Raw genomic sequence first — 23,306 nt, 5'->3', positions numbered from 1 at the left:
AGAGGTGAGGTGGTAGAGGCTGCGGTGATAGGACGATGCATTGAGTCGACCTCCTGGATAGATGAACCTGCTGTGTGGCAAGCAACGCCGTTTTGGTTTCATCACTATGATCCAGTGCTGCGCGCTCCGGGTTACAGCATTTGCGGATTTGATTTGAACCGCTGATATGTGAACCACGCTTTGCTCGGTCCTATAAAAATCGGTATGTACGATTTTAACGTCGGGTAGGAAGACTCGCGGTTAACCTGATCGAGCGCAGCATCGGGCGCGTGGCTGAAACTGTTATTGAACGTCAAACCGTTCGAGACTACCTTTCGCTCAATAGCCTGCAGACAATAACGCTGACTAGTTTCAAACGCTGGTATCGCACGAGCGGTCAGATAATCGGTTGGCACAAACGCGGAGTTGATCTGGCCGGCAGCTCTAGGTTTTGTACGAAAAGTCGGTAGGGGTAGAGTTGCCGCCATGATTGGCTGGAGGCCCGCATGGCAAAGCTTTACGAACTCTCCGACGCATCGTGGGAATTGATCAAGGATCTGGTTTCTCCCGAGCAGAAAATGGGTCGCCCACGTAGTGATGATCGTCTGGTACTCCACGGAATCCTTTGGATTTTGTGCTCAGGTGCTGCCTGGCGTGATCTGCCGGAACGCTTTGGGCCTTGGTCGACGGTGTATCAGCGTTTTCGTGACTGGCGCGATGACGGAGCGTCTCGAATTAAAAAAGACCGTACCTTTGATCAATTTATTGAACTCGACTCCGACTTTTGGTTATAGCGAGACTGGCACCTCACACGAGGCCAAAGCGCAGGCATTGCGTCAGATATCGGACGCACCGGAGATGGAATATGAATTCGACGAGATGGAGGATATTGCTCGCTGGATCAGAGAAAATGCTGCAGGCGAGGTGGTTGTCCAGATTGCGGCGGAGGAAGACACAGCCGCAATCGGCGAAGGCAAGACATCGACTCAAGCGCCTGACGGCTATTACAGGATCCCTTGGAACAGTAGATCTTCAAAGTGAGTCAACGATACGCTGGAGCCCAAAATGCCATCATCGTAAGCACTCACCAAAGCACGCATTTTTTTCAATAACCGTGCACAACAGCCGATAACAGCCACGCACTGCGTCAGGATGAAAAATACGCCCGACCTCCAGTATGTCTTAAGCAGCATTCCGCCTTGCAACTTGAGATCACGGCTTGCCGGCGCTATGTTTCGTGACAAGCGGCTGCTTGTCTGGGTGCGCATCGCGCTCAAACGGTATCGCCTGCTTTCGGCTTCGAAAGACTTGCCAACTGTTTTACAGATCGTTGCTTCAACGCCATGGCGGATACGCAGAGGCGCTATCTGACCATGACGATCTGCAACGCAAAAAAAAACCTGGAAATCCGCATTTTCATGGGCCTTCCAGATTTTCGAAATGGTGGGTCGTGTGGGATTCGAACCTACGACCAATTGGTTAAAAGCCAACTGCTCTACCAACTGAGCTAACGACCCTCTGTTGTGTGGCGCGTATATTACTGATTTTTATCAGTAATTCAACACCTATTTTGAAAAAATTTAAAAATAACGCGTCGGGTCGGTCATGCCGGCAGCAGAAAAGCCTTCTGCGCGCAGGCGACAGCTGTCGCATTTACCGCACGCCCGACCTTGATCGTCGGCCTGATAGCAGGAAACCGTCAGCGAGTAATCGACGCCCAGAGCGCTACCGGCCTTGACGATATCCGACTTGCTCAGGTTCTGCAGCGGAGCTCTGATTGTGAAGCCCTGCCCTTCCACACCGGCCTTGGTCGCCAGGTTAGCCATGCGCTCGAAGGACTCGACGAACTCGGGACGGCAATCCGGGTAGCCGGAGTAATCCACTGCGTTCACACCAATGAATATGTCCCGTGCGCCCAGCACTTCAGCCCAACCCAGCGCCAGCGAGAGAAATACGGTATTGCGCGCAGGCACGTAGGTGACCGGAATGCCTTCTGAGGGTGACTCAGGTACGGCAATGGAGCTGTCGGTCAATGCCGAGCCGCCAATGCCGTTGAGGTTCAGGCCAATGACCTTGTGCTCGACGGCGCCCAGATCGCGGGCGACACGTGCAGCTGCGTCCAGCTCGGCGCGATGGCGCTGGCCGTAGTCGAAGCTCATGGTGTAACAGGCGTAGCCCTCAGCCAGCGCCATCGCCACAACGGTTGCCGAATCCAGGCCACCCGACAGCAGGATCACGGCTCTTTTACCGGTATTGGTCAATTCATTCATCTCAGCGCCCCGGCTCGTCATCCCAAAGAATTTTGTGTAACTGCATCTGCAGGCGTACCGGCAGGTTATCAGCAACGATCCAGTCGGCCAGGTCACGGCCTTTAAGCTCGTGATGACTGGCAGAGAACAGAACTTCACCTGCACGACGCTCAAGGCCGTACTGGATGAGCTTGGAAACAGCCCAGTCGTAATCCTCGCGTGAGCAGATGACGAATTTGACCTGATCGTTCGGCGTCAGCAGCTCCATGTTCTCGTAGCGGTTACGCGAGACCTCTTTTGACCCTGGGGTCTTGAGATCGACAACGCGACTCACCCGAGGGTCAACTGCAGAGATGTCCAGAGCGCCACTGGTCTCCAGCGACACTTCATAGCCCGCATCACAGAGGCGCTTGAGTAACGGGATCGCGTTGGGTTGGGCAAGCGGCTCGCCGCCGGTCACGCAGACGTAACGAGGGCGATAGGACGCAACTTGTCCGACGATGTCGTCCAGCGTCTGAATAGTGCCGCCACTGAACGCGTAGGCACTGTCGCAATACTGGCAGCGCAGAGGGCAACCGGTCAGGCGGACAAATACGGTAGGCAGGCCAGCCGTACGGGTTTCACCCTGCAACGAGTGAAATATTTCGGTGATGCGTAATGTGTCTTGCATATCAGCCACGGGCGTAACAGCTAAACAGGCCGTCCGCCTCCGTCAGGCACTTCAAAGGACCCTGCCATTGCAGAATCCGGAAAAGCGTAAGGTGTACCGGAATTTCGGGGGCGAGATTCTAACGAAAAAAGCCGCGACTGGCGCGGCTTTCTTGATCAGCGGGTCAGGAGGTCACAAACGCTGAAGATCACGTTGCGCCAACTGGGCAGCCGATGTACCCGGATACTGGGCTACAACCTGCTGCAGAATGCCTTTTACCTTGTCGGTATGACCTAGGCGACGTTCAACATCTGCCAGTTTGTACAGAGAATCAGGCACCTTGGCATGCTTCGGGTACTGCTGGCTGACTTTTGCAAACGCCTGACCGGCACCTTGAAGGTCACCCTTGGCCAGGTTTACCTCGCCCAGCCAGTACTGGGCATTGCCCGCGTACGAACTGTTCGGGTATTTGCGTAGGAAAGCGGTAAAAGCCTGACTGGCCTTATCGAAATCCTTCGCCTTGATCAAATCGAAGGCAGCTTCGTAATAGAGCTTTTCCTTCGCCGGGTCAGGAGGCTCGGTGCCTGCTGCCGGAGCCTGGGCTGCTGAAGCCGAAGGCGTCCCACTGGCGTCGATAGCGCCACCAGAAGGTTGAGAATTATTGGTAGCCGGAGCGGCAGTGCCACTGGCTATACGTTGATCGAGTTCCTGATAACGCTCCAGAGCTTCCTGCTTCATGCGCTGGATATCGTTTTGCTGGACCTCTACAACACCGCGTAAGCGCGCGATTTCATCCTGCATTTGCTGCAGCTGCATGAACAGCTGACCTTGCGCCGAGGCAGGGGCCGTAACCCCTCCCCCGGCGTAGGCGCCGGACGTGCCATAACCCGCTGGCGGATAACTGCTGCTGCCAGAGCCAGAATTATTATCGACCACAGGTGCCGCACCCATCGCTGAAAGCGGAAGAGTGAGGGCCAAAACGGTTAGAGCACGTCGGCACGTTCGCATGTCAAATTACTTACGCAGTTCGACGCGACGGTTCTGAGCCCACGACTGCTCGTCGTTGCCGGTAGCAACTGGACGCTCTTCGCCGTAGGAAACCAGTTCCAGCTGAGCTGGGGAAACACCTTGCAGAACCAGGTAGCGTTGAACGGCTTTCGCACGACGCTCGCCCAGTGCCATGTTGTACTCACGAGTACCACGTTCGTCGGTGTTGCCTTCCAGAACAACGCGAGCGCCGTTAGCTTTCAGGTCTTTGGCGTGAACATCCAGAGCGCGCATGGCTTCTGGCTTCAGGTCCGAACTGTCGTATTCGAAGTAGAAGGTGGTGATTGCACGCAGAGCAGCTTCTTCGCTCAGGGAGCCGTCAACGGCACCAGAGTTAGCGCCGTAACCAGCGTTAGGATCAACAGCAGCACCGCCAGCGCCGGCGTTGTCGCCGCCCTTGGACGAGCAACCTACAGCTACAGCCATGGCCAGAGCCAGCGCAGCAAATTTACCAAACTTCAGCATTTCCATCTTGAAACTCCTAATGAACCCCAGTGTGTTAAGCAAAACGTGTAGCGCCGCGTCAGTTCAGGTAAGGGGACCAGGAAGGTTCTCTGACTTCGCCTTGAGCGGTAGGAAGCGGGAGCCTTACGCGTCCGTTAATGGACACGAGCATCAAGACTCCCCGGCCCTGCTGGCGGGTGGCGTAGATTACCATGGTGCCGTTGGGCGCAACAGTAGGCGACTCATCAAGGTTGCTATCTGTGAGGATTTTTACGCTACCGCGGGCCAAATCCTGCACTGCTACCTTGAAATTAGTGAAGCCGTCCTGCCTGTGAATCATCACCAGCGTCTTTTCATCGGCTGACAATTTCGGATTGGCATTGTAGTTACCCACGAACGTTACCCGTTCGGCACCACCGCCATTGATGTTCGTTTTGTATATCTGTGGCTTGCCGCCACGGTCCGACGTGAAGTATAGCGTAGACCCGTCCTTTCCGAAGAAAGGTTCGGTATCAATTGCACCGTCGTTGGTGACACGACTCAATTGACGCGAAGCCAGGTTGATTACATAGATTTCCGGGTTACCGTCCTTGGACAGAACGAATGCCAGCTTGTTGCCATCCGGGGACCACGCAGGAGCACCGTTCAGGCCTTCGAAGTTGGTGATCTGCTCGCGACGACCCGTATCGATATGCTGAACGAAGATGCGCGGACGCTTCTGTTCGAACGACACGTAAGCGATACGCTTGCCATCAGGCGCAAAACGCGGCGACAGAATAGGCTCGCGGGATTGCAACAGGGTTACCGCTCGAGCACCGTCGTAATCCGAACGCTGCAGAGTGTAACGCGTGTTGTTTTCCGAGAAGCGTTCGGCCGTCACGTACAACATGCGGGTAGAGAACGCACCCTTGATACCGGTGAGTTTCTCGAACGACTGGTCGGCGATGTAATGCGCCATGTCTCGCAGTTGATCGTTGGTACCGGAAACGTTACCGGTCAGTACCTGCTGCTCGGTAGCCACGTTGAACAGTGCGTACTGAATCTGCAGACGTCCGCCGGCTGGCGTGATATTGCCCACCATAACGTATTGGGCACCCAGCGCTTTCCAGTCACGGAAAATGACTTCGCTGCCTTGGGTCGGCAAGCTGATCATGTTCTGCTTCGGAATTGGCGCGTAATAGCCGGAGTTGCGCAGGTCGTTGCTCACGATCTCCGCCATGTCTTCCGGTAACACGCTCCCGCCCTGCCAACCGAATGGCACGACCGCAATTGGTGCCGCGCGGTCACTGCCACTGGTAACCAGAATGTTCTTTTCTTCTGCCGCCACTATTCCGGACGCGAAACAGAGAACGACCAGCAGTCCTCGAAAAAGGTTGATCACAAGGCTAGATCTCCAGGTGTGAATGTCATCTTGAATGAACGATAGGGAGCGAAGTCAGCCGGCTTCAGACCCTGCATTTCTGTCAAACGTCCAATGTTCTTCACCGCTGCAACTGCAGAGCTGTCGAACGGTCCGTCACCACTGGACTTTGCAATCGATACCGAAGCAATCGTACCGTCCGGCAACATCCCTATCTGCAACGTTACTGACATGTTGTTACGTGCAGAAGGAGGACGACTCCAGCCTTCCGACGCTCGAACACGGATCAGGTCATCGAAACTGCCTGCTGTTTCATCGCCACGCTCGTCAGCCAGAGCCTGTTGCCGTTCCGGTTTGTCGGAAAGCAAATCGGCCAGTGCCTGCGCCTTCTTGTCTTCGGCAGATTTGCGAGCAGCTTCCTGAGCCTTCTTGGCAGAGTCGGCAGCGGCTTTTTTCTTGGCGTCTTCGGCAGCCTTTTTCTTGGCATCCTCGGCAGATTTCTTCTTGGCGTCCTCTGCGGCCTTTTTCTTGGCCTCATCGGCAGCCTGTTTCTTGGCTTCTTCGGCTGCAGCTTTCTTGGCGTCTTCTTCGGCTTTTTTCTTCGCCTCGTCTTCAGCCTTTTTCTTGGCTATGTCAGCCAATTGCTTGTCTTCAGCCTTTTTGGCGTCAGCGACCTTCTTGGCTTCGTCGGCTTTTTTGGCATCGTCAGCCTTTTTGGCCTCCTCTGCTTTCTGCTCGGCCTTCTTGGCTTCGTCGGCTGCTTTCTGCTCTTCGGCTTTTTGAGCCGATTCTTCTTTCTTTTGTTCCGCAGCTTTTACAGCTTCCTGTTTGAGCTGCTCGATCTTTTTCTGCTCCAGCTGTTCGACTTCAGTTTGTCGCGCAGCGGTTTTCTTCGCCTCACCGGCAATCTTCTGGTTGGTCTGGGTAGTGGCCTGGCTCTTGGACTTGAGCTGATAGAGCGTTGCCTGAACGATAGGCTTGGCTTCGGGCAGATCCGGAGTCATGGCAAAGCTGACGAACAGCATGCCGAAAATCAGAATATGCAATGCCACGGCCCAGACACTGGGCCAGAAGTAGCTTTCCGAGGCGGACGGCTCTCGAATCGGCTGCATCAGGGTGCCTCGGTAATCAAGCCAACATTCCCGACCCCAGCCTTCTGCAGCCCGCCCATCGTGCCCATGACCGAGCCGTAATCGACGGTCTTGTCACCACGAATGAAAACCTGCGTCTGCTTGCCTGCGTCACGACCGGCTGCGACGATCTTGGTCACGGCGGCGGTCAGTTGCGGCAGGGTCATTGCCTTGTCCATCTGCTTGTCGGTATCGACTTCGCTGCCAAGGTTCCAGTAATAGGTCTTGTCAGCCTTGATCGAAATGGTCAGGACCTGATTGTTGTTGTCTTGCGGCAAAGCCTCGCTGGAGACCTTGGGCAAATCGACCTTCACGCCCTGGTTGATCATGGGAGCCGTCACCATGAAAATCACGAGCAGCACCAACATCACGTCGATGTAGGGCACTACGTTCATTTCGGCGACCGGCTTGCGTTTTCTGCGACGATCTCGAGCGATTAAAGCCATGGGGAATTACCTGCTCACTCTTCGCTGGTGTGCACTTTACGGTGCAGGATGGCTTGGAACTCGTCAGCAAACGTGTAATAACGGCTGATCAAGGTCTCACTGCGCGCGGCGAAACGGTTGTAGGCAATAACAGCCGGGATGGCTGCGAACAGGCCGATGGCCGTTGCAATCAGTGCTTCGGCAATACCCGGTGCCACAGTGGCCAGTGTTGCCTGCTGGGCAGTCGCCAGACCGCGGAAGGAGTTCATGATCCCCCACACGGTACCGAACAGACCGACGTACGGACTGGTAGAACCGACGGTCGCCAGGTAAGGCAGTCCTGCTTCGAGCTTTTCTTCCTCTCGGGAGATCGCTACGCGCATGGCGCGTGCCACACCTTCCATGACTGCATCAGGATCGACGCCGGACTGCTGACGCAGACGGGAGAATTCCTTGAAACCGGCACGAAAGATTTGCTCGACGCCCGAGTCCGGATCGGGGTTGCTGCCTGCCTGACGGTACAGCTTGGACAGGTCGATGCCCGACCAGAAGCGCTCTTCAAAGCTGTCCAGTGCGCGCCGACCTGCACGCAGCATATTGCTGCGCTGAAAAATCACGATCCACGAGGTGACCGAAGCGGCCACCAGAATCAGCATTACCAACTGAACAACAATGCTGGCATTGCTGACCAAACTCCACATGGAGGAATGGTCGACGACGTTAGCTTCCACGCTTTATCTCCTGCTCTGAATGTATGCCCGCGCCGCCCTGGTCGGCAAAGGCCGCTCGCAGAGCTTCGGGAATGGCCCGGGGTTTAAAACTATCGGCGCGTACACACGCCACCAGGAACTGCCCCTCGCAGAGCAGTGTTGCATCTGACGCCCGCCTGATCTGCTGTGTAAAACGCAGGCTGACACGGTTCAATTCGGTTACTTCTGCACTGACAAGCAGCTCGTCATCCAGCCGCGCCGGCTTGTAATAACGCGCCTCACTGGAGTGCACGACAAATAAAAGGTTTTCCTGCGCCAGTTCGGACTGGGCAAAGCCCAGATCCCGTAGCCGCTCGGTACGAGCCCGCTCCATGAATTTCAGATAATTGACGTAGTAGACGATGCCGCCAGCATCGGTGTCCTCGTAATAAACGCGACAGCGATGTGCGAACGACTGAACCCCGTTTTGCGCGCGCATACTCTAGTGCTTACTCCTCAGGTTGCCAATCGGCTCAGGCAACTGTTTTTCAACGTTTTGCAGCTTATTACCAGTATCGGCCGCAAGACTGGCAATGTGACCACAGGAACCCTGAATAAATTGCAAAGCATTACTATAAATCCGCCGGGTCATCGACAAAATCACCCGCTGCCGGCATCTCACCCATTCGCGAGGGGATATTCAGCCCGAAATGCAGGTACGCATGACGAGTGACCACGCGCCCGCGAGGTGTGCGCATGATATAGCCTTGCTGGATCAAATAGGGCTCCAACACGTCTTCAATTGTGTGACGTTCTTCACTGATGGCCGCCGCCAGGCTGTCGACACCTACCGGACCACCGTCAAACTTCTCGATCATGGTCAGCAGCAGACGCCGGTCCTGATGATCGAAACCGTGTTCGTCGACATCCAGCAGGTTTAGCGCCTTGTCAGCTGTCTGACGGGTAATCTGCCCGTTGCCACGCACTTCGGCGAAGTCCCGCACCCGACGCAGCAGGCGGTTGGCGATCCGCGGTGTTCCTCGCGCGCGCCTGGCTATCTCGAACGCCCCCTGCGGCTCGATGACCAGCCCCAGAATGCTGGCCGAACGCGACACGATCGTCGAAAGATCAGCAATATTGTAAAACTCGAGGCGCTGCACAATACCGAAACGGTCACGCAGAGGGTTGGTCAGCATGCCCGCACGCGTGGTCGCGCCCACCAGCGTGAAGGGTGGCAGATCAAGCTTGATCGAACGCGCCGCAGGTCCCTCACCGATCATGATATCGAGCTGAAAGTCTTCCATTGCCGGGTACAGCACCTCCTCGACAATCGGTGACAGCCGATGGATTTCATCGATGAACAGCACGTCATTGGGCTCAAGGTTGGTCAAGATCGCAGCCAGATCCCCTGGCCGCTCCAGCACCGGGCCGGAAGTACTCTTGATCGACACGCCCATTTCCTGGGCAATGATATTGGCCAGTGTGGTCTTGCCCAGACCGGGCGGGCCGAAGATCAGCGTGTGATCCAGCGCTTCGCTGCGGCCTCGGGCAGCCTGGATGAACAACTCCATCTGCTCGCGAACGGTAGGCTGGCCGATGTAATCGGCGAGACTCAGCGGACGAATCGCACGATCCATCTGTTCATCGCGATCACGGCCACCAGCGGCGGTAATCAGGCGGTCGGCGTCTATCACTTAACCCATCCCCTTCAACGCGCGGCGAATCAGATCTGCACTGCTCAAGTCTTTTTCCTTGATGGCGGAGACGGCCTTGCTTGCCTCCTGAGGCTTGTAACCCAATGAAATCAGCGCGCTGACTGCATCGGATTCGGCCGACGCAACAGGCTCGGCCTGATTAGGGCCATTGGAAACCAGTGCGAAGGTGCCTGGCAATGCCTCCCAGGCCTTGAAACGGTCCTTGAGCTCGACCAGCAGACGCTCGGCGGTCTTTTTGCCCACGCCAGGAATGCGCGTCAAGGCCGAGGTATCCTGAGCCTGAACACAACGCACCAGCTCATCGACCTCCAGACCCGACATCAAGGCCAAGGCCAGCTTTGGCCCTACTCCATTGAGGCGAATGAGCTCACGGAACAGCTCGCGCTCGCGCTTTTCGTAAAACCCGTACAGCAAATGCGCGTCTTCGCGCACCACCAGATGGGTATACAGCGTGACGGTTTCGCCGACATGCGGCAGCCGATAAAGGGTAGTCATCGGCACTTCCAGCTCGTAACCGACACCATTGACATCCAGCACCAGATGCGGAGGCTGCTTCTCGGCGATAGAGCCGCGTAAACGTCCAATCACGTTTCAGATCCTTTCGTGTTGCGTGTCGCTTGCGCGAAGAAATTAAACACAATCCGTCATAAAAAAGCGTGCGGGCGATGCTATCAGAGACGCAGCCGACCGCCGCGACTACGCGCAGTACTCAACCCATGCGGAATCAGACTGGAGCGCGTGTGCGCGTGACACAACGCAATCGCCAGGGCGTCGGACGCATCGATCTGCGGTTTCTGAGTCAGCTTGAGCAAATGCATGACCATCATCATCACCTGCTCCTTATTAGCGCCACCGGTGCCTGCAACGGCCTGCTTGACCTGAGTGGCCGTGTATTCGGCGATTTCCAGCGCCTCTTCGGCACCCGCCACGATGGCCGCACCTCTGGCCTGCCCCAACTTGAGCGCCGAATCAGCGTTGCGCGCCATGAAGACCTTTTCGATGCCCATAGTTACAGGCCCGTAAGTCTTGATGACCTCACGCACACCGCGATAGACGATCTGCAAACGCTCGTGCAGTTCGCCGCTGCCGGTGCGAATACACCCAGAGGCCACATAAACACAGCCGCGCCCGGTATCACGCACCACGCCATAGCCGGTAATTCGCGAACCGGGATCGATACCTAGAATAAGAGTCATAACGCCTGCAGCTTCAGAAGGTGACGCAAAAGCAATGTGCGCAGCATAAAGGCAGAAGCCGGAGGCCGATAGCTGCGTGATGCTCACAGCTTCGTTCCCCCGGCTTCTGACACGGTGCTACCAGTCGACGATCAGCCCAGTTGCTCCATGACTTCGTCAGGAATTTCCGCGTTCGAATAGACATTCTGCACGTCATCCAGGTCCTCAAGCATATCGATCAGCTTGAGCACCTTTTCGGCGGTTTCCAGATCAAGCACTGCGCTGGTAGTAGGCAGCATGACGATTTCCGCATCATCGGCCTTGAAGCCTGATGCTTCCAGCGCGTTGCGCACCGCATAAAACCCGGAGAACGAGGTAAAGACATCGATCGAGCCGTCTTCATTGGTCACGACATCGTCGGCGTCAGCCTCCATAGCCGCTTCAATCAGCGCGTCTTCATCAACACCGGTAGCAAAGGAGATTTGTCCCTTGCGATCAAACAGGTAGGCAACAGAGCCGTCGGTGCCGAGATTGCCACCGCATTTAGTGAACGCATGACGCACCGCGGCAGCGGTCCGATTGCGGTTGTCAGTCATGGTTTCGACCATGATCGCCACGCCGCCCGGACCATAGCCCTCATAACCCAGCTCTTCTACATCATCCCCGTCGGATGCACCCACGCCCCGCGCCACTGCACGATCAATGGTGTCGCGAGTCATGTTCGCGCCAAGGGCCTTGTCCAGCGCCAGACGCAAGCGCGGGTTGGAGCCAGGATCACCGCCACCCTGACGCGCAGCAACGGTCAGCTCACGGATCCACTTGGTGAAAATCTTGCCTTTTTTGGCGTCCTGACGCTCTTTGCGGTGCTTGATGTTGGCCCACTTGGAATGACCTGCCATTTCTCGCTCCAGATTCTTTTTGAAACACCTTCACCTTTCGCCCATGAGCCATCTGGCAAAAAGCTTCACTCGATAAGGGTGATACAGGGCACATCGTCGATGCGCCCTGCCCGGCATCACTCGGCCTTTGGCTGCTCGCGCAGACGAATATGCAACTCGCGCAGTGCCTTGGCATCGACAACGCCAGGTGCCTGAGTCATGACATCGGCAGCACTCTGGGTTTTCGGGAACGCAATCACTTCACGGATAGACTGCGCACCGGTCATCAGCATGACCAGACGGTCAAGACCAAACGCCAGGCCGCCGTGCGGTGGCGCACCGTACTTCAGCGCATCCAGCAGGAAGCCGAACTTCTCTTGCTGCTCGTCTTCGGCGATGCCCAGCAGTCGGAAAACTGCCTGCTGCATTTCCTTGCGATGGATACGGATCGAACCACCACCCAGCTCGGTGCCGTTGAGTACCATGTCATAGGCACGGGACAAGGCTGTCGCCGGGTTGGCTTCCAGCTCTTCAGGCGTGCACTTGGGTGCCGTGAAGGGATGGTGCAACGCGGTAAAGCTGCCGTCGTCGTTCTCTTCGAACATCGGGAAGTCGACGACCCACATCGGCGCCCACTCGCAGGTGTGCAGCTTGAGGTCGTTACCAATCTTGATCCGCAGAGCGCCCAGCGCCTCGCTGACAACCTTGAACTTGTCCGCACCGAAGAACACGATGTCGCCATCGACGGCGCCGACGCGGTCAAGGATGACATTCAGGTTTTCTTCAGGAATGAACTTCACGATAGGCGACTGCAAGCCTTCCGGCCCTTTCGCGCGCTCGTTGACCTTGATGTAAGCCAGACCTTTGGCGCCGTAGATGCTGACGAACTTGGTGTAGTCGTCGATCTGGCTGCGCGCCATGCTGGCAGCACCCGGTACACGCAGCGCGGCAACACGCCCCTTCGGGTCGTTGGCCGGACCGCTGAACACCTTGAATTCCACGCCAGTGAGCTGGTCGGCAACGTCTACCAGTTCCAGCGGGTTGCGCAGGTCAGGCTTGTCGGAGCCATAGCGGCGCATGGCTTCTTCGAAAGTCATGTGCGGGAAGTCACCGAACTCCAGGTCCAGAACTTCTTTGAACAACTGACGAACCATCTTCTCGGTCAGACCGATGATGTCTTCTTCGTTGAGGAAGCTGGTCTCGATGTCGATCTGAGTGAATTCAGGCTGACGGTCGGCACGCAGGTCTTCGTCACGGAAGCACTTGGCGATCTGGTAGTAGCGGTCGAAGCCGGCCACCATCAACAGCTGCTTGAACAGCTGAGGCGACTGCGGCAGCGCAAAGAAGCTGCCCGGGTGTGTGCGGCTCGGGACCAGATAGTCGCGAGCGCCTTCCGGGGTGGCGCGGGTCAGGATCGGCGTCTCGACGTCGAGGAAACCGTTCTCGTCCAGGTAACGGCGAATGCTGGTGGTAATGCGCGAACGCAAACGCAGCTTCTCGGCCATTTCCGGACGGCGCAGGTCGATGAAGCGATAACGCAGGCGCGTCTCTTCGCCAACGTCAGAGTATTCATTCAGCGGGAATGGCGGAGTTTCGGACTCGTTCAGCACTTCGAGTTCGTAACCCAGAACCTCGATGGCACCGGACGCCATGTTCGCGTTCACGGCACCGGCCGGACGAGCACGAACCTTGCCCACGACCTTGACGACGTACTCGCTGCGCACACGGTCAGCGGCGGCGAAGGAGTCTGCACGATCAGGGTCGAACACTACCTGAGCCATGCCCTCACGGTCGCGGATATCGAGAAAGATAACGCCCCCGTGGTCACGACGACGGTGGACCCATCCGCAAAGGGTAATTTCCTGGCCTTCCAGACTTTCGTTCAGTTGGCCGCAATAATGGCTGCGCATCATGATGGTGTTTTCACTTCTCGTAATTCGAATTCGGTGGCGCTTTCGCTCCTGGCTTGCGCTCAGTGGTGCAAGGCACCGGCACAAGGCTCAAACCAGCCCAGGCCCACGCAAAGTACGCCCGCTGGCAAGACGGGGGATTATATAGAGTTAATTGACACCGTGCAGCCGAACGAACCTGTGAGGCCCGGATAAGTTCGCGGTCGTTCCGTGCAGCCGGGCAGTGCATCCGCAGCAGAGAAGGCAGGCGCGCCGTGGCGAGCCCGCAGAATGAGGAGAGGGTCGAGCTAGGCGTGGGAATTTTCCAGACAGTCAGCCTTTAAAATATGGGCAACGCAGACAACGCGAATCAAACCGCTGAAATTCTTGACGCCGCCATAGCGCAAGTGCACTTCCCTGTCGATGTACGACAGCACCGCATTGACGGAGCATTCATTGGAACTGGCGATGCCCGACAGAATATTCCAGTACACGTTTTCCAGACGCAAACACGTTGCCAGCCCATTAAGCCTGACCGACTTCGAATGAGGCTGTGCCAGCGTCATATTGAAATCCTGAACAAAGGGATCGTGACGTATGTCCACCTCCCGATGTAAAACTTTAACCTCTTGATCAATCCCGCTGGTCATCATTACCACCCTCGAATCAATAAATTCAAAACACCGGAAGAAATATTCAAAAACACATAAATACCCGATGTATAAAACATTATTCGAGCTGCTATAACCAGCAGGCTCCGCAGCCTGTCACTGTAGGACATTGCCACAGAAATCAGCGGAATATCGTTAACACTTGAAGGGCGATAGAGCGAGTTAACAACAGGAAATAAAACAGTGGGTGATACACCGCGGATGACCATCATGCCCGGCTGACGCTTCGTACTGCCGGTCGCCGGTGCGCATGCGGTAACAGATGGGCGAGCCTCGCTGCCGCAGACGTAAAGCGGGCGGGCGACCTTCAAAGTCGCCCGCCAGTACCGTTACTTCGACTCGAGCATCGAGCGCAGCATCCAGGCCGTCTTTTCATGCACCTGCATGCGTTGTGTCAACAGATCGGCTGTCGGTTCATCGCTGACCTTGTCCAGAAGAGGAAAGATACTACGAGCAGTTCGGACAACGGCCTCTTGACCCTGAACCAGACTTTTGATCATATCTTCAGCACTTGGAACGCCCTCTTCTTCTTTGATGGAAGACAGACGGGCATACGTGGAATACGTACCCGGTGCAGGAAAGCCCAACGCACGAATACGCTCGGCGATAGAATCGACCGCCAGTGCAAGTTCGTTGTATTGCTCTTCAAACATCAGGTGCAGCGTGCGAAACATAGGCCCGCTGACATTCCAATGAAAGTTGTGAGTCTTGAGGTAAAGCACGTAGGTATCGGACAGCAGGTGCGACAGGCCGTCCACGATCGATTTGCGATCCTCTTCACTGATACCAATATCAATTGCCATGTTTCATGCCCTTTTAGTGAGGATTGAAAAGCCGTACTGCCCGCTACTCTATCAAGAGAACCCGACCGATGCAGCCTTCCGTTGCGGCGATGCGGCGGGAACGTTGCGCGGAGTAGATAGTGTTCTGGGGAGCACCCTTGTTGATGAGGCAACGAGCATGGCGAAAAATTCGTGTCTGTTTCGGTGGCTCGGGGGGAAGCCAGCCAGAACGCTCTGCTTGGGCACCTTCAGAGACATTGTGCCGAGACTTGCAAGTGACCCATGTCAGGCACGGTGGCCATAATCAATTGCTGATTTGAGTAGGATCGGGCTTTGCTGTTAAATACACGGCGTGTCGCCAATGAGTAGCCCTTCAGCATCGGCGCATAGGCTGGCCCACCGTTCGTGCATCACGCCTCATCTTGTTCAGAAGCGTACCGGGCGTTACCAGCTATTTCTTGTAATCCTTCTTGCATGTGAGCTTTTTAAAATGTTGAAAATTGTCCACCTGGTAACGGGAGCAGCTGCCCTGTTGCTTTCTTTCATCCCCAGCCTGCGTAGCGAGGCCATGTCTCCCTACCTGCAACAGCCCGACGCGCTTTACCTGGCTTTCTTCGGTCTGCTTAACCTGATACTTGCACCGGTAATCCCTTACTGGAATCGAGGCCCACGTCATAACCTGCAAAATCTGGTCAGCGCACTGCTTGTCATCGCAGTCGTCGTGCAGACACTCACCCTGCTTGTTCCGCTCCTGACCATTGCCGGGCAACCTGCAATCATGGTGAGCCTGGCAATCGCCGTGCTGGCTGTGGTTCTGCATCTGGGTGTCAGCTTCTACAGGTCGTACTCGCCTTCGCCCGCACCTCAAAACCACGACATGAGCAATCGCGATACAGGCACTGTGAAGTGGTTCAACACCTCCAAGGGCTTCGGCTTTATTTCCCGGGACTCCGGCGATGATATCTTCGTCCATTTTCGCGCCATCCGCGGTGAGGGTCATCGCGTCCTGGTCGAAGGTCAACGTGTCGAGTTCTCAGTCATGAATCGCGACAAAGGCCTGCAGGCCGAAGACGTGATTGCAGCCCTGCCCCGCCGCTGATTACTTCAGGCCATACCTTTAGTTTCAGGCAATAAAAAACCGCGACATCCCGAAGGGAGTCGCGGTTTTTTTATGGGCACAGCCCGATCAGTAGTGAGGTGGCGGCGCATCTTCCTCGAAGGTATCGAACTGACTGCCCATTTCTTCCTGACGCTTGAGCATGGCTGCCATCTGCTGTTGCAGGTGCTCAAGCTCACGCTGCTGCTTTATCAAGACATCATTGAGTGCCTGAATGGTGTCATCCTGAAAGGCCATCCGGCTTTCCAGCTCCATGACTCGATCTTCGAGACTCATGATTGCTCCCCCTCAAATCTGAAATCATTCGTCGTCAACGCCGGCTTGAGTCGCCGACAGATCGCTGCAAACTGCTCGTCGCTGTAGGCAACGGCAGCATGCTTGCCCCAGACGGGCGCGGGCCAGGCGACATCGTCACGCTTGCGCACTATGACGTGCATATGAAGCTGACTGACCACATTGCCCAAAGCCGCAACGTTGATTTTATCCGCATCGAAAACATCTTTCAGCATCTTTGCCAGCGCGTTTGTCTCCTGCCACAACTGCAATTGATCAGCAGGCTCCAGCTGAAAAACCTCGCTGATATCGGCCCGACGCGGCACCAGAATGAACCAGGGATAATGTGCATCGTTGGACAGCAGCAACCGACACAGGGGAAAGTCACCAATGGGCAAGGTATCTTGCTGAAGACGAGGGTCCAGAACGAACACGATAGGAAGCTCCTGATTGCCAGGTGGATGTCAGGCCAGCCCGGATGGATAAAGCTGGCGTTTGATAGTGGGAAGGATACGCGCGATAGGGCAATGCTTCACCTGCAGATAGCACGACGCACCAACGTGCAACCTTAAGTAGCATTACCGCACCGATTTGAAGCCGCAGCAGTGCGTGATAAGACCCCCTGGAGAGCTTGACGAGATAATGATGCAGCGACTCTCGGCCTGAGGTACATGAAAATGAAACAGTCCAGCCCCCACCATAGAGCCCTTCCAGAGAGCGCCCCAGGTTCAGGCACACGTAACAATGAGTGCACCAAAAACACACACTGTTGTTGCCGTACCAACACCGGGCCTTCGTTTTTTACCCATACGATGCGGCCAAGGGTAACGCTTGAGGAGGATAAAGCGCTGGCCATCTCAAGAAGAGGTGAAGATCATGAATTCTCATGAAATGTATATTTCCTTTTAAAACATAGAGTTAAAATTGCAACCCAATGCCAATTCTGATTTTTCACAAAATTTTTTCATTTTCGAATGATTTGTGCACGCTTGTTGCTTTATCACCCATATGATCACGGTGCCTCTGGCGGAAAACAGAGGTCACACGGTCAAGGGAAAACGGCCCGGTACGCCCATCGCCGTAAAGATTCTGAAAGGATAGAGCTGTATCTATCGCTACAAAAGTCAGCGTGATGTAGATTCCGCCGACCAAAAATAGAAAGAGCCGCCCAGATAAAAAAGCAGGTGGGACGGCACAAAATCTTCTAAAAACCAAAGGAGCAATCACGATGAGAGTGATGAAGTGGAGCGCAATCGCACTGGCCGTCACGGCTGCCAGCGCCCAACTGGCAACAGCGGCACCTTTCGTCAGCGATCAGGCTGAGGCCAAGGGTTTCGTTGAAGGCAGCACGCTTGACCTGAAGCTGCGCAATTACTATTACAACCGCGACAAGAAAGCCGGCGCTGCTGACGATCGTGACTGGACCCAAGGTATCTGGGCCAACTTCAGCACCGGTTACACCCAAGGCACCATCGGTGTCGGCGTAGAAGCTTTCGCTTACGCTGGTGTGAAACTCTGGGGCCCGGACAAATATTCGGGTTCGGGTAACCTGATTACCGACTCTGCCGGCAACAACGAAGACACACAGAGCAAGGCCGGTGGCGCTGTTAAATTCCGCGTTTCGAAGACTGAGCTGAAAGTGGGCGACATGCAGCCCACCAGCCCTGTGTTTGGAGTCGGCGGCTCGCGCCTGCTGCCTCAGACGGCAAGTGGTATCAGCCTCCAGAGCAGCGAGCTTAAGGGCCTGGATGTTGAAGCGGGTCATTTCTACTCAGGCACCAGCCAGGATGACACCAGTCACGGCGGCGGCATCTTCGCAAACTATGCTGGCGTTGAAGCCAAAAGCGCAGACTTTGCCGGCGGCAAATACGCTATCACCGATAGCCTTGGCGTGGCGTTCTACGCAGCCAAACTCGAAGATATCTGGGATCAATACTACGGTAACGTGAACTACGCGCTGCCACTGGGTGGCGATCAGTCACTGGCGTTCGACGCTAACATCTATCGCACCGTTGACGAAGGCAGCGCAAAAGCTGGCTCTATCAGCAACACCGCGTTCTCCGGCTCCGCAGCCTACTCGTTCCTTGCTGCGCACACCGTGACCCTGGCGTTCCAGAAGATCAACGGTGACACGCCGTTCGACTACATCGGTATCGGCGACAACAACCGCGGTGGCGATTCGATCTTCCTGAACAACTCGATTCAGTACTCCGACTTCAACGGTCCGGGTGAAAAATCCTGGCAGGCTCGCTACGACCTGAACATGACTCCGTACGGCGTGCCCGGCCTGAGCTTCATGACCCGCTACATCAAAGGTACCGACATCGACGGCACCAAAACACCTGCTGGCAGCGCTTATGCTGGCCTGTACGGTGCTGATGGCGAACACCACGAGACCAACCTTGAAGCCAAATATGTCGTCCAGACCGGCCCGGCCAAGGACTTGTCCTTCCGTGCTCGTCAGGCATGGCACCGCGCCAACGCCGACCAAGGCGAAGGCGACGTCAACGAGTTCCGCCTGATCGTCGATTACCCGATCTCGATCCTGTAATCGCAGTTCAGCACTCGTTAACCAAAGAAGCCCGGCTCATGCCGGGCTTTTTCATTGAGCCGGGAAAGCGCCCTCCCGCCACCTGCAAGCCCGCCCCGCCCTGTACGTCACCGGAACACCGCCGTACAATGCCAGGTCATTTCCAGTCTCAGCAACCGACAACGGCCAACCATGCGCACCAGTCAATTTTTGCTCGCCACACAGAAAGAAACCCCTTCCGATGCGGTCGTGGTCAGTCATCAGCTGATGCTGCGTGCCGGCATGATCCGCAAGCTGGCATCCGGCCTCTACACCTGGCTACCGATGGGCCTGCGCGTATTGCGCAAGGTCGAGGCCATTGTTCGCGAAGAAATGGACGCCGCTGGCGCTCTCGAAATTCTGATGCCCGGCATTCAGCCTGCGGAGCTTTGGCAGGAATCCGGCCGCTGGGAACAGTACGGCCCGGAACTGATGCGCCTGGTCGATCGCCACAACCGTGAATTCTGCCTGGGCCCGACCCACGAAGAAGTCATTACCGACCTCGCACGCAACGAGCTCAACAGCTATAAACAGCTGCCGATCAACATGTACCAGATCCAGACCAAATTCCGTGACGAGATCCGCCCGCGCTTCGGCCTGATGCGTGGACGCGAGTTCGTCATGAAGGACGCGTACTCGTTCCACGCCGACAACGCATCGCTGCAAGTCACTTACGATCGGATGCACCTTGCGTACAGCAATATCTTCAGCCGCCTGGGCCTGAAATTCCGTCCGGTCGAAGCCGACAACGGTTCGATTGGTGGTGCAGGCTCGCACGAGTTTCACGTACTGGCCGAATCCGGCGAAGACGATATTGTGTTCAGCAATGGCTCCGACTACGCAGCCAATATAGAAAAGGCCGAGGCGGTCCCTTCCGAGAAGACTCGCCCTGCCGCCACTGAAGAGCTGCGCCTGATCGATACGCCAAATACCAAGACCATCGCGCATCTGGTCGAAGGCTTTGGTCTGCCCATCGAAAAGACGGTCAAGACGCTGGTTGTGCATGCAGCCGAAGAAGGCAAGTTGATCGCACTGATCATTCGCGGCGATCACGAGCTCAACGAAATCAAGGCGAGCCAGCTGGAACAGGTTGCCAACCCGCTGGTGATGGCATCCGAAGCAGAACTTCGGGATGCCATCGGCGCTGGCGCCGGCTCGCTCGGCCCGCTGAACCTGCCATTGCCATGCATCATCGACCGCTCCGTCGAGATGATGAGCGATTTCAGCGTCGGCGCAAACATAGATGACAAGCACTATTTCGGCGTCAACTGGGAACGCGATCTGCCCGTTCCCACTGTCGCCGACCTGCGCAACGTGGTTGCAGGCGACCCTAGCCCGGACGGCAAAGGCACGCTGGAAATCAAGCGCGGCATCGAAGTGGGCCATATCTTCCAGCTGGGCACCAAATACAGCGAGGCCATGAAGTGCCAGGTGCTGGGTGAGAACGGCAAACCGGTTAATCTGGCCATGGGTTGCTACGGCATCGGCGTTTCACGCGTTGTTGCTGCCGCCATCGAGCAGAACAGCGACGAGAACGGCATTATCTGGAACGATACCCTGGCGCCATTCCAGATCGCACTGATCCCGCTGCGCTATGAAACCGACGCCGTCCGCGAGGCGACCGACAAGCTTTATGCAGAGCTGACCGCTGCCGGCTTTGAAGTGCTGCTCGATGACCGCGACAAGAAAACCAGCCCTGGCATCAAGTTCGCAGACATGGAGCTGATCGGTATTCCGCACCGTGTCGTGGTCAGTGACCGCGGGCTTGCCGAAGGCAATCTGGAATACAAGAGCCGTACCGAGTCGCAACCGCAAGCCATTGCGGTCGCGGATGTGCTGTCGTTCATCCAGGGCCGAGTGAAGCGCTGAGCCATAAGACGCACCTGCCTTATATGCAGGTGCGTCGCTCATCACACGCCCAATCCGCATCAGAGATCCCATGTTCAAACGAAGCACCTCAAGCCTCGGCAGCGCCGTTCTGTGCGCCTCTTTTCTTGTCGGCGGCTGTGCCAACCAACTGTCACAACGCAGTGAACACGAGGAGCGCGTCGAGCGAAAACTGCTCGAACATACGCTGCAAGTCGATATTGGCGAACCCAAGACACTGGAGTTGCCGCAACGTCGCGTGCGGATTCACGAGCACAAGTCTTTCGAGGTCACCGATTACGAGGTGACCCGGCACTATGACCGTTACACGCCTTATCAGCCGTGGCGGGAGATTTACGAGATCCCACTGGGCGCGGTTGCAGTGGTGGCTGGCGTCGGTGCGAATGTGGTCAACGTGTTTGCGCTGGGCAATTTGCCCGAAAGCATGACCAAGGACTGGATTCACTATGGTGTGGCAGGACTTAACCCGTTCATGAACGCCCCTTCTCACGGCCGCGCTCAACAGAACCTTGCGAGCATCGACGAAGTACAGAAGGACAAGCGGATCGAGAACTCCACATTGCCGTGGAATGAACGCCCGGTCATCGTCAAGGCCGGGACAGAAACCCATGAGCTGAGTACCGACCGTAATGGCATCCTGCGCATCAACCTGCTGGACAGCCCGTTTGCAGAACAGGACCTGAGCCGTATCACGCGTCTCTACATAAATGTCGAAGACGACCAGGACAGCGCTCACGCCAGTGAAAGCTTGCCGATCAGTCACTCGCTGCGCGGTAAATTACTGGAAGCGCACGCCCTGATCTATGACGACCTTGAGGATGACGAAGTCAGCCAATGGGTGCATCGTGTCAAACGTCTTTCTGATATGGGCCTGGAGGAAGAAGCCAGCGAGCTGGAGCAAAGCCTGATCGAACTGACACGCAACGACCCGCAACTGCAGACCGAGTTTCTCAAATCACTCGCCAGAGACGCCGGCCGCCTGGTCGCAGTACCTGCGCAGAGCCAATAGCGCGTGCGGCTGCGGGCCCACACCGCAGCCATCCGTTATCGCGAAAACAATTCCAGCTGCTCGTGCGCGGCACGCAAGTCGTGCAAGCGCACGCCAACCCCCAGCAGCCGAACCGGCCTGCCACCCCGCGCAAACGCCTGCGACAGCAACTGCTCGTAACTGCCCAGATCCCTCCCGGCGCCGGACTGCTCAAGCGTCGTCTGGGTGAAATCGTGAAACTTCACTTTGACGAATGGTTTGCCAGGACGGTACTGCCCCTCCAGCCTCTCCATTCTGGTACCCAGTGTCTCCAGCAGGGCTGGCAGCTTTTCGAGACAAGCGGCCAGGTCGGGCAGGTCCGTGTCATACGTATTTTCGACGCTGACCGATTGACGCCGGCTGTCGTTCTGCACAGGCCGGTCATCTATTCCATGCGCCAGACTCCAGAGACGCTCACCAAAACTGCCGAAGTCGCGAACCAACGCAAGCTTGCTGCGGCTTCGCAAGTCTGCGCAATCAAGAATACCTAACCGACCCAGCTTGTCTGCCGTGACTTTTCCTACGCCATGAAGCTTGGTCACAGGTAACGACGCGACGAAGTCCTCAACCTGGTCCGGCGTGATCACGAACAGGCCGTTGGGCTTTTTCCAGTCGCTGGCAATCTTGGCCAGAAACTTGTTGGGCGCGACGCCCGCCGACACAGTGATATGCAACTGCTTCGAGACCCGACGCCGAATATCCTGGGCGATGCGCGTGGCGCTACCGGAAAAGTGGCCGGCGTCGGACACGTCCAGAAAGGCCTCATCGAGAGACAAGGGCTCTATCAGGTCGGTGTAGTCCCGAAATATGGTATGAATTTCTCGTGATGCTTCTTTATAAGCCTCCATGCGCGGTTTGACGATGGTCAGGTCCGGACACAGCGTAAGCGCATGACGAGATGACATCGCGGAGCGCACGCCATAAGCACGCGCCTCGTAATTGCAGGTTGCGATCACCCCGCGCCGCTCAGCCGAGCCGCCCACTGCCAGCGGCTTGCCTGCGAGATCGGGCTCGTCACGCATTTCAATGGCTGCATAGAAGCAGTCACAGTCGATGTGGATGATCTTGCGTTGCGTCATGACCTGATGCGACTTTGGAATCAATGGCTGCGCAGTATCTCACCCGTATCAATAAGTGACACTCAATCATGCAAAGGCCATCCGAAAAATTGCCTTTACCGCCCTGCTACGCCACTCAAATGACCCGGTCCCCCCGTCATACGGGCGTCAAAGCCAGGTCGATGAGTCACGCTGTCTCGCTAACCGATTGAAGAAAAAGCATTTTTTTAAAACTAGCCATTGACACCCCGCCATCTCTCTGTAGAATGCCGGCACACAGACGCGGGATGGAG

The 23,306-nt window shown here is 56.3% G+C and carries 25 protein-coding genes, 1 tRNA gene and 2 pseudogenes; 6 read left to right on the top strand and 22 right to left on the bottom strand.

All coding sequences use genetic code 11. The features are described from left to right. Positions 1 to 188 precede the first annotated feature (188 nt). Positions 189 to 419 (bottom strand): annotated as a pseudogene (locus ALO43_RS31590) (hypothetical protein); the annotation flags it as partial. Between the two features lie 66 nt (positions 420 to 485). Between ALO43_RS31590 and ALO43_RS29315 the strand changes: the two are divergent. Together ALO43_RS29315 and ALO43_RS30790 are read left to right on the top strand one after the other, a co-directional pair. Then, positions 486 to 705: pseudogene (locus ALO43_RS29315) on the top strand (transposase); the annotation flags it as partial. A 27-nt stretch (positions 706 to 732) separates the two neighbouring features. Further along, positions 733 to 1,020 carry a hypothetical protein gene (locus ALO43_RS30790; protein ID WP_162235612.1) on the top strand — a complete coding sequence of 96 codons (288 nt, stop codon included), beginning with the start codon at positions 733 to 735 and terminating at the stop codon, positions 1,018 to 1,020. A 400-nt stretch (positions 1,021 to 1,420) separates the two neighbouring features. On the opposite strand, the gene ALO43_RS20365 is transcribed toward ALO43_RS30790, so the two are convergent. The 18 genes from ALO43_RS20365 to ALO43_RS20285 all read right to left on the bottom strand — a co-directional run bounded on the left by ALO43_RS20365 (position 1,421) and on the right by ALO43_RS20285 (position 15,103). Next, positions 1,421 to 1,496: transfer RNA gene (locus ALO43_RS20365), tRNA-Lys, on the bottom strand. 63 nt (positions 1,497 to 1,559) lie between these two features. Then, entirely contained in the window at positions 1,560 to 2,249 is a 690-nt protein-coding gene (gene queC, locus ALO43_RS20360) for a 7-cyano-7-deazaguanine synthase QueC (protein WP_005892007.1), read from the bottom strand. Position 2,250: 1 nt separating this feature from the next. Then, a complete protein-coding gene (queE, locus tag ALO43_RS20355) occupies positions 2,251 to 2,898 on the bottom strand; it encodes a 7-carboxy-7-deazaguanine synthase QueE (protein WP_005892003.1) in 648 nt (215 codons plus the stop codon). A 171-nt stretch (positions 2,899 to 3,069) separates the two neighbouring features. Then, entirely contained in the window at positions 3,070 to 3,885 is an 816-nt protein-coding gene (gene ybgF, locus ALO43_RS20350) for a tol-pal system protein YbgF (RefSeq protein WP_054991122.1), read from the bottom strand. Between the two features lie 6 nt (positions 3,886 to 3,891). Then, complete coding sequence (gene pal, locus ALO43_RS20345) at positions 3,892 to 4,395, bottom strand: peptidoglycan-associated lipoprotein Pal (RefSeq protein WP_005891998.1); 504 nt, start codon at positions 4,393 to 4,395, stop codon at positions 3,892 to 3,894. A 52-nt stretch (positions 4,396 to 4,447) separates the two neighbouring features. Further along, positions 4,448 to 5,698: a Tol-Pal system beta propeller repeat protein TolB gene (tolB, locus tag ALO43_RS20340; protein WP_371903820.1), complete on the bottom strand. Its 1,251-nt coding sequence runs from the start codon at positions 5,696 to 5,698 to the stop codon at positions 4,448 to 4,450. A gap of 47 nt (positions 5,699 to 5,745) precedes the next feature. Further along, entirely contained in the window at positions 5,746 to 6,840 is a 1,095-nt protein-coding gene (tolA, locus tag ALO43_RS20335) for a cell envelope integrity protein TolA (RefSeq protein WP_024670226.1), read from the bottom strand. After that, positions 6,840 to 7,304: a protein TolR gene (gene tolR / locus ALO43_RS20330; RefSeq protein ID WP_002554654.1), complete on the bottom strand. Its 465-nt coding sequence runs from the start codon at positions 7,302 to 7,304 to the stop codon at positions 6,840 to 6,842. The genes tolA and tolR overlap by 1 nt, the downstream gene beginning before the upstream one ends. Positions 7,305 to 7,318: 14 nt before the next feature. Beyond that, positions 7,319 to 8,014, bottom strand: coding sequence for a protein TolQ (tolQ, locus tag ALO43_RS20325; RefSeq protein ID WP_002554655.1), 696 nt, complete (start codon positions 8,012 to 8,014; stop codon positions 7,319 to 7,321). Then, positions 8,004 to 8,471 (bottom strand): tol-pal system-associated acyl-CoA thioesterase, encoded by a 468-nt coding sequence (gene ybgC, locus ALO43_RS20320; protein WP_053480473.1) that lies wholly within the window; start codon positions 8,469 to 8,471, stop codon positions 8,004 to 8,006. Before ybgC ends, tolQ begins: the two co-directional genes overlap by 11 nt. A gap of 133 nt (positions 8,472 to 8,604) precedes the next feature. Further along, positions 8,605 to 9,666, bottom strand: coding sequence for a Holliday junction branch migration DNA helicase RuvB (gene ruvB / locus ALO43_RS20315; protein WP_053480472.1), 1,062 nt, complete (start codon positions 9,664 to 9,666; stop codon positions 8,605 to 8,607). Continuing rightward, entirely contained in the window at positions 9,667 to 10,275 is a 609-nt protein-coding gene (ruvA, locus tag ALO43_RS20310) for a Holliday junction branch migration protein RuvA (RefSeq protein ID WP_005891987.1), read from the bottom strand. Positions 10,276 to 10,358: 83 nt separating this feature from the next. Beyond that, positions 10,359 to 10,883, bottom strand: coding sequence for a crossover junction endodeoxyribonuclease RuvC (gene ruvC, locus ALO43_RS20305; protein WP_004657902.1), 525 nt, complete (start codon positions 10,881 to 10,883; stop codon positions 10,359 to 10,361). 131 nt (positions 10,884 to 11,014) lie between these two features. Then, complete coding sequence (locus ALO43_RS20300) at positions 11,015 to 11,761, bottom strand: YebC/PmpR family DNA-binding transcriptional regulator (protein ID WP_024670224.1); 747 nt, start codon at positions 11,759 to 11,761, stop codon at positions 11,015 to 11,017. Positions 11,762 to 11,877: 116 nt separating this feature from the next. Continuing rightward, a complete protein-coding gene (gene aspS / locus ALO43_RS20295; protein WP_005891981.1) occupies positions 11,878 to 13,653 on the bottom strand; it encodes an aspartate--tRNA ligase in 1,776 nt (591 codons plus the stop codon). A gap of 284 nt (positions 13,654 to 13,937) precedes the next feature. Further along, positions 13,938 to 14,279 carry a ribbon-helix-helix domain-containing protein gene (locus ALO43_RS20290; RefSeq protein WP_412778926.1) on the bottom strand — a complete coding sequence of 114 codons (342 nt, stop codon included), beginning with the start codon at positions 14,277 to 14,279 and terminating at the stop codon, positions 13,938 to 13,940. Positions 14,280 to 14,281: 2 nt separating this feature from the next. Further along, on the bottom strand, positions 14,282 to 14,611 hold the full coding sequence (locus ALO43_RS30335) for a hypothetical protein (protein ID WP_144114450.1): 330 nt from the start codon (positions 14,609 to 14,611) through the stop codon (positions 14,282 to 14,284). 18 nt (positions 14,612 to 14,629) lie between these two features. Beyond that, on the bottom strand, positions 14,630 to 15,103 hold the full coding sequence (locus ALO43_RS20285) for a Dps family protein (protein WP_003314356.1): 474 nt from the start codon (positions 15,101 to 15,103) through the stop codon (positions 14,630 to 14,632). A 469-nt stretch (positions 15,104 to 15,572) separates the two neighbouring features. Here ALO43_RS20285 and ALO43_RS31885 point away from each other — a divergent pair, with 469 nt between their 5' ends. Further along, the gene (locus ALO43_RS31885; RefSeq protein ID WP_005891971.1) at positions 15,573 to 16,181 is read left to right on the top strand and encodes a cold-shock protein; all 609 of its coding nucleotides are present in this window, start codon (positions 15,573 to 15,575) and stop codon (positions 16,179 to 16,181) included. Positions 16,182 to 16,268: 87 nt separating this feature from the next. Here ALO43_RS31885 and ALO43_RS20275 read toward each other — a convergent pair whose 3' ends face one another. Continuing rightward, the gene (locus tag ALO43_RS20275) at positions 16,269 to 16,475 is read right to left on the bottom strand and encodes a SlyX family protein (protein WP_005891970.1); all 207 of its coding nucleotides are present in this window, start codon (positions 16,473 to 16,475) and stop codon (positions 16,269 to 16,271) included. Then, positions 16,472 to 16,906 (bottom strand): HIT family protein, encoded by a 435-nt coding sequence (locus tag ALO43_RS20270; protein ID WP_005891969.1) that lies wholly within the window; start codon positions 16,904 to 16,906, stop codon positions 16,472 to 16,474. The genes ALO43_RS20275 and ALO43_RS20270 overlap by 4 nt, the downstream gene beginning before the upstream one ends. Before the next feature lie 794 nt (positions 16,907 to 17,700). Between ALO43_RS20270 and ALO43_RS20265 the strand changes: the two genes are divergently transcribed. The 3 genes from ALO43_RS20265 to ALO43_RS20255 all read left to right on the top strand — a co-directional run bounded on the left by ALO43_RS20265 (position 17,701) and on the right by ALO43_RS20255 (position 21,937). Continuing rightward, positions 17,701 to 19,023 carry an OprD family porin gene (locus ALO43_RS20265; protein ID WP_005891968.1) on the top strand — a complete coding sequence of 441 codons (1,323 nt, stop codon included), beginning with the start codon at positions 17,701 to 17,703 and terminating at the stop codon, positions 19,021 to 19,023. A gap of 171 nt (positions 19,024 to 19,194) precedes the next feature. Beyond that, positions 19,195 to 20,910, top strand: coding sequence for a proline--tRNA ligase (locus ALO43_RS20260; RefSeq protein WP_005891967.1), 1,716 nt, complete (start codon positions 19,195 to 19,197; stop codon positions 20,908 to 20,910). A gap of 70 nt (positions 20,911 to 20,980) precedes the next feature. Then, on the top strand, positions 20,981 to 21,937 hold the full coding sequence (locus ALO43_RS20255; RefSeq protein WP_005891966.1) for a hypothetical protein: 957 nt from the start codon (positions 20,981 to 20,983) through the stop codon (positions 21,935 to 21,937). Between the two features lie 35 nt (positions 21,938 to 21,972). On the opposite strand, the gene dinB is transcribed toward ALO43_RS20255, so the two are convergent. Further along, positions 21,973 to 23,034 carry a DNA polymerase IV gene (gene dinB / locus ALO43_RS20250; protein WP_024670220.1) on the bottom strand — a complete coding sequence of 354 codons (1,062 nt, stop codon included), beginning with the start codon at positions 23,032 to 23,034 and terminating at the stop codon, positions 21,973 to 21,975. Positions 23,035 to 23,306: the final 272 nt, after the last annotated feature.

Source organism: Pseudomonas tremae, assembly GCF_001401155.1.
Taxonomy (GTDB): Bacteria; Pseudomonadota; Gammaproteobacteria; order Pseudomonadales; family Pseudomonadaceae; genus Aquipseudomonas; species Aquipseudomonas tremae.
Note: the sequence above shows the minus strand (reverse complement) of the source record. Positions and strands in the feature narration are given on the sequence as shown.

Coding starts and splice junctions, on each gene's coding strand:
- queC (WP_005892007.1), bottom strand. CDS start 2,249: ATGAATGAATTGACCAATACCGGTAAAAGAGCCGTGATCCTGCTGTCG.
- queE (WP_005892003.1), bottom strand. CDS start 2,898: ATGCAAGACACATTACGCATCACCGAAATATTTCACTCGTTGCAGGGT.
- ybgF (WP_054991122.1), bottom strand. CDS start 3,885: ATGCGAACGTGCCGACGTGCTCTAACCGTTTTGGCCCTCACTCTTCCG.
- pal (WP_005891998.1), bottom strand. CDS start 4,395: ATGGAAATGCTGAAGTTTGGTAAATTTGCTGCGCTGGCTCTGGCCATG.
- tolA (WP_024670226.1), bottom strand. CDS start 6,840: ATGCAGCCGATTCGAGAGCCGTCCGCCTCGGAAAGCTACTTCTGGCCC.
- tolR (WP_002554654.1), bottom strand. CDS start 7,304: ATGGCTTTAATCGCTCGAGATCGTCGCAGAAAACGCAAGCCGGTCGCC.
- ybgC (WP_053480473.1), bottom strand. CDS start 8,471: ATGCGCGCGCAAAACGGGGTTCAGTCGTTCGCACATCGCTGTCGCGTT.
- ruvC (WP_004657902.1), bottom strand. CDS start 10,883: ATGACTCTTATTCTAGGTATCGATCCCGGTTCGCGAATTACCGGCTAT.
- ALO43_RS20300 (WP_024670224.1), bottom strand. CDS start 11,761: ATGGCAGGTCATTCCAAGTGGGCCAACATCAAGCACCGCAAAGAGCGT.
- aspS (WP_005891981.1), bottom strand. CDS start 13,653: ATGATGCGCAGCCATTATTGCGGCCAACTGAACGAAAGTCTGGAAGGC.
- ALO43_RS20290 (WP_412778926.1), bottom strand. CDS start 14,279: ATGACCAGCGGGATTGATCAAGAGGTTAAAGTTTTACATCGGGAGGTG.
- ALO43_RS20285 (WP_003314356.1), bottom strand. CDS start 15,103: ATGGCAATTGATATTGGTATCAGTGAAGAGGATCGCAAATCGATCGTG.
- ALO43_RS31885 (WP_005891971.1), top strand. CDS start 15,573: ATGTTGAAAATTGTCCACCTGGTAACGGGAGCAGCTGCCCTGTTGCTT.
- ALO43_RS20275 (WP_005891970.1), bottom strand. CDS start 16,475: ATGAGTCTCGAAGATCGAGTCATGGAGCTGGAAAGCCGGATGGCCTTT.
- ALO43_RS20265 (WP_005891968.1), top strand. CDS start 17,701: ATGAGAGTGATGAAGTGGAGCGCAATCGCACTGGCCGTCACGGCTGCC.
- ALO43_RS20260 (WP_005891967.1), top strand. CDS start 19,195: ATGCGCACCAGTCAATTTTTGCTCGCCACACAGAAAGAAACCCCTTCC.
- ALO43_RS20255 (WP_005891966.1), top strand. CDS start 20,981: ATGTTCAAACGAAGCACCTCAAGCCTCGGCAGCGCCGTTCTGTGCGCC.
- dinB (WP_024670220.1), bottom strand. CDS start 23,034: ATGACGCAACGCAAGATCATCCACATCGACTGTGACTGCTTCTATGCA.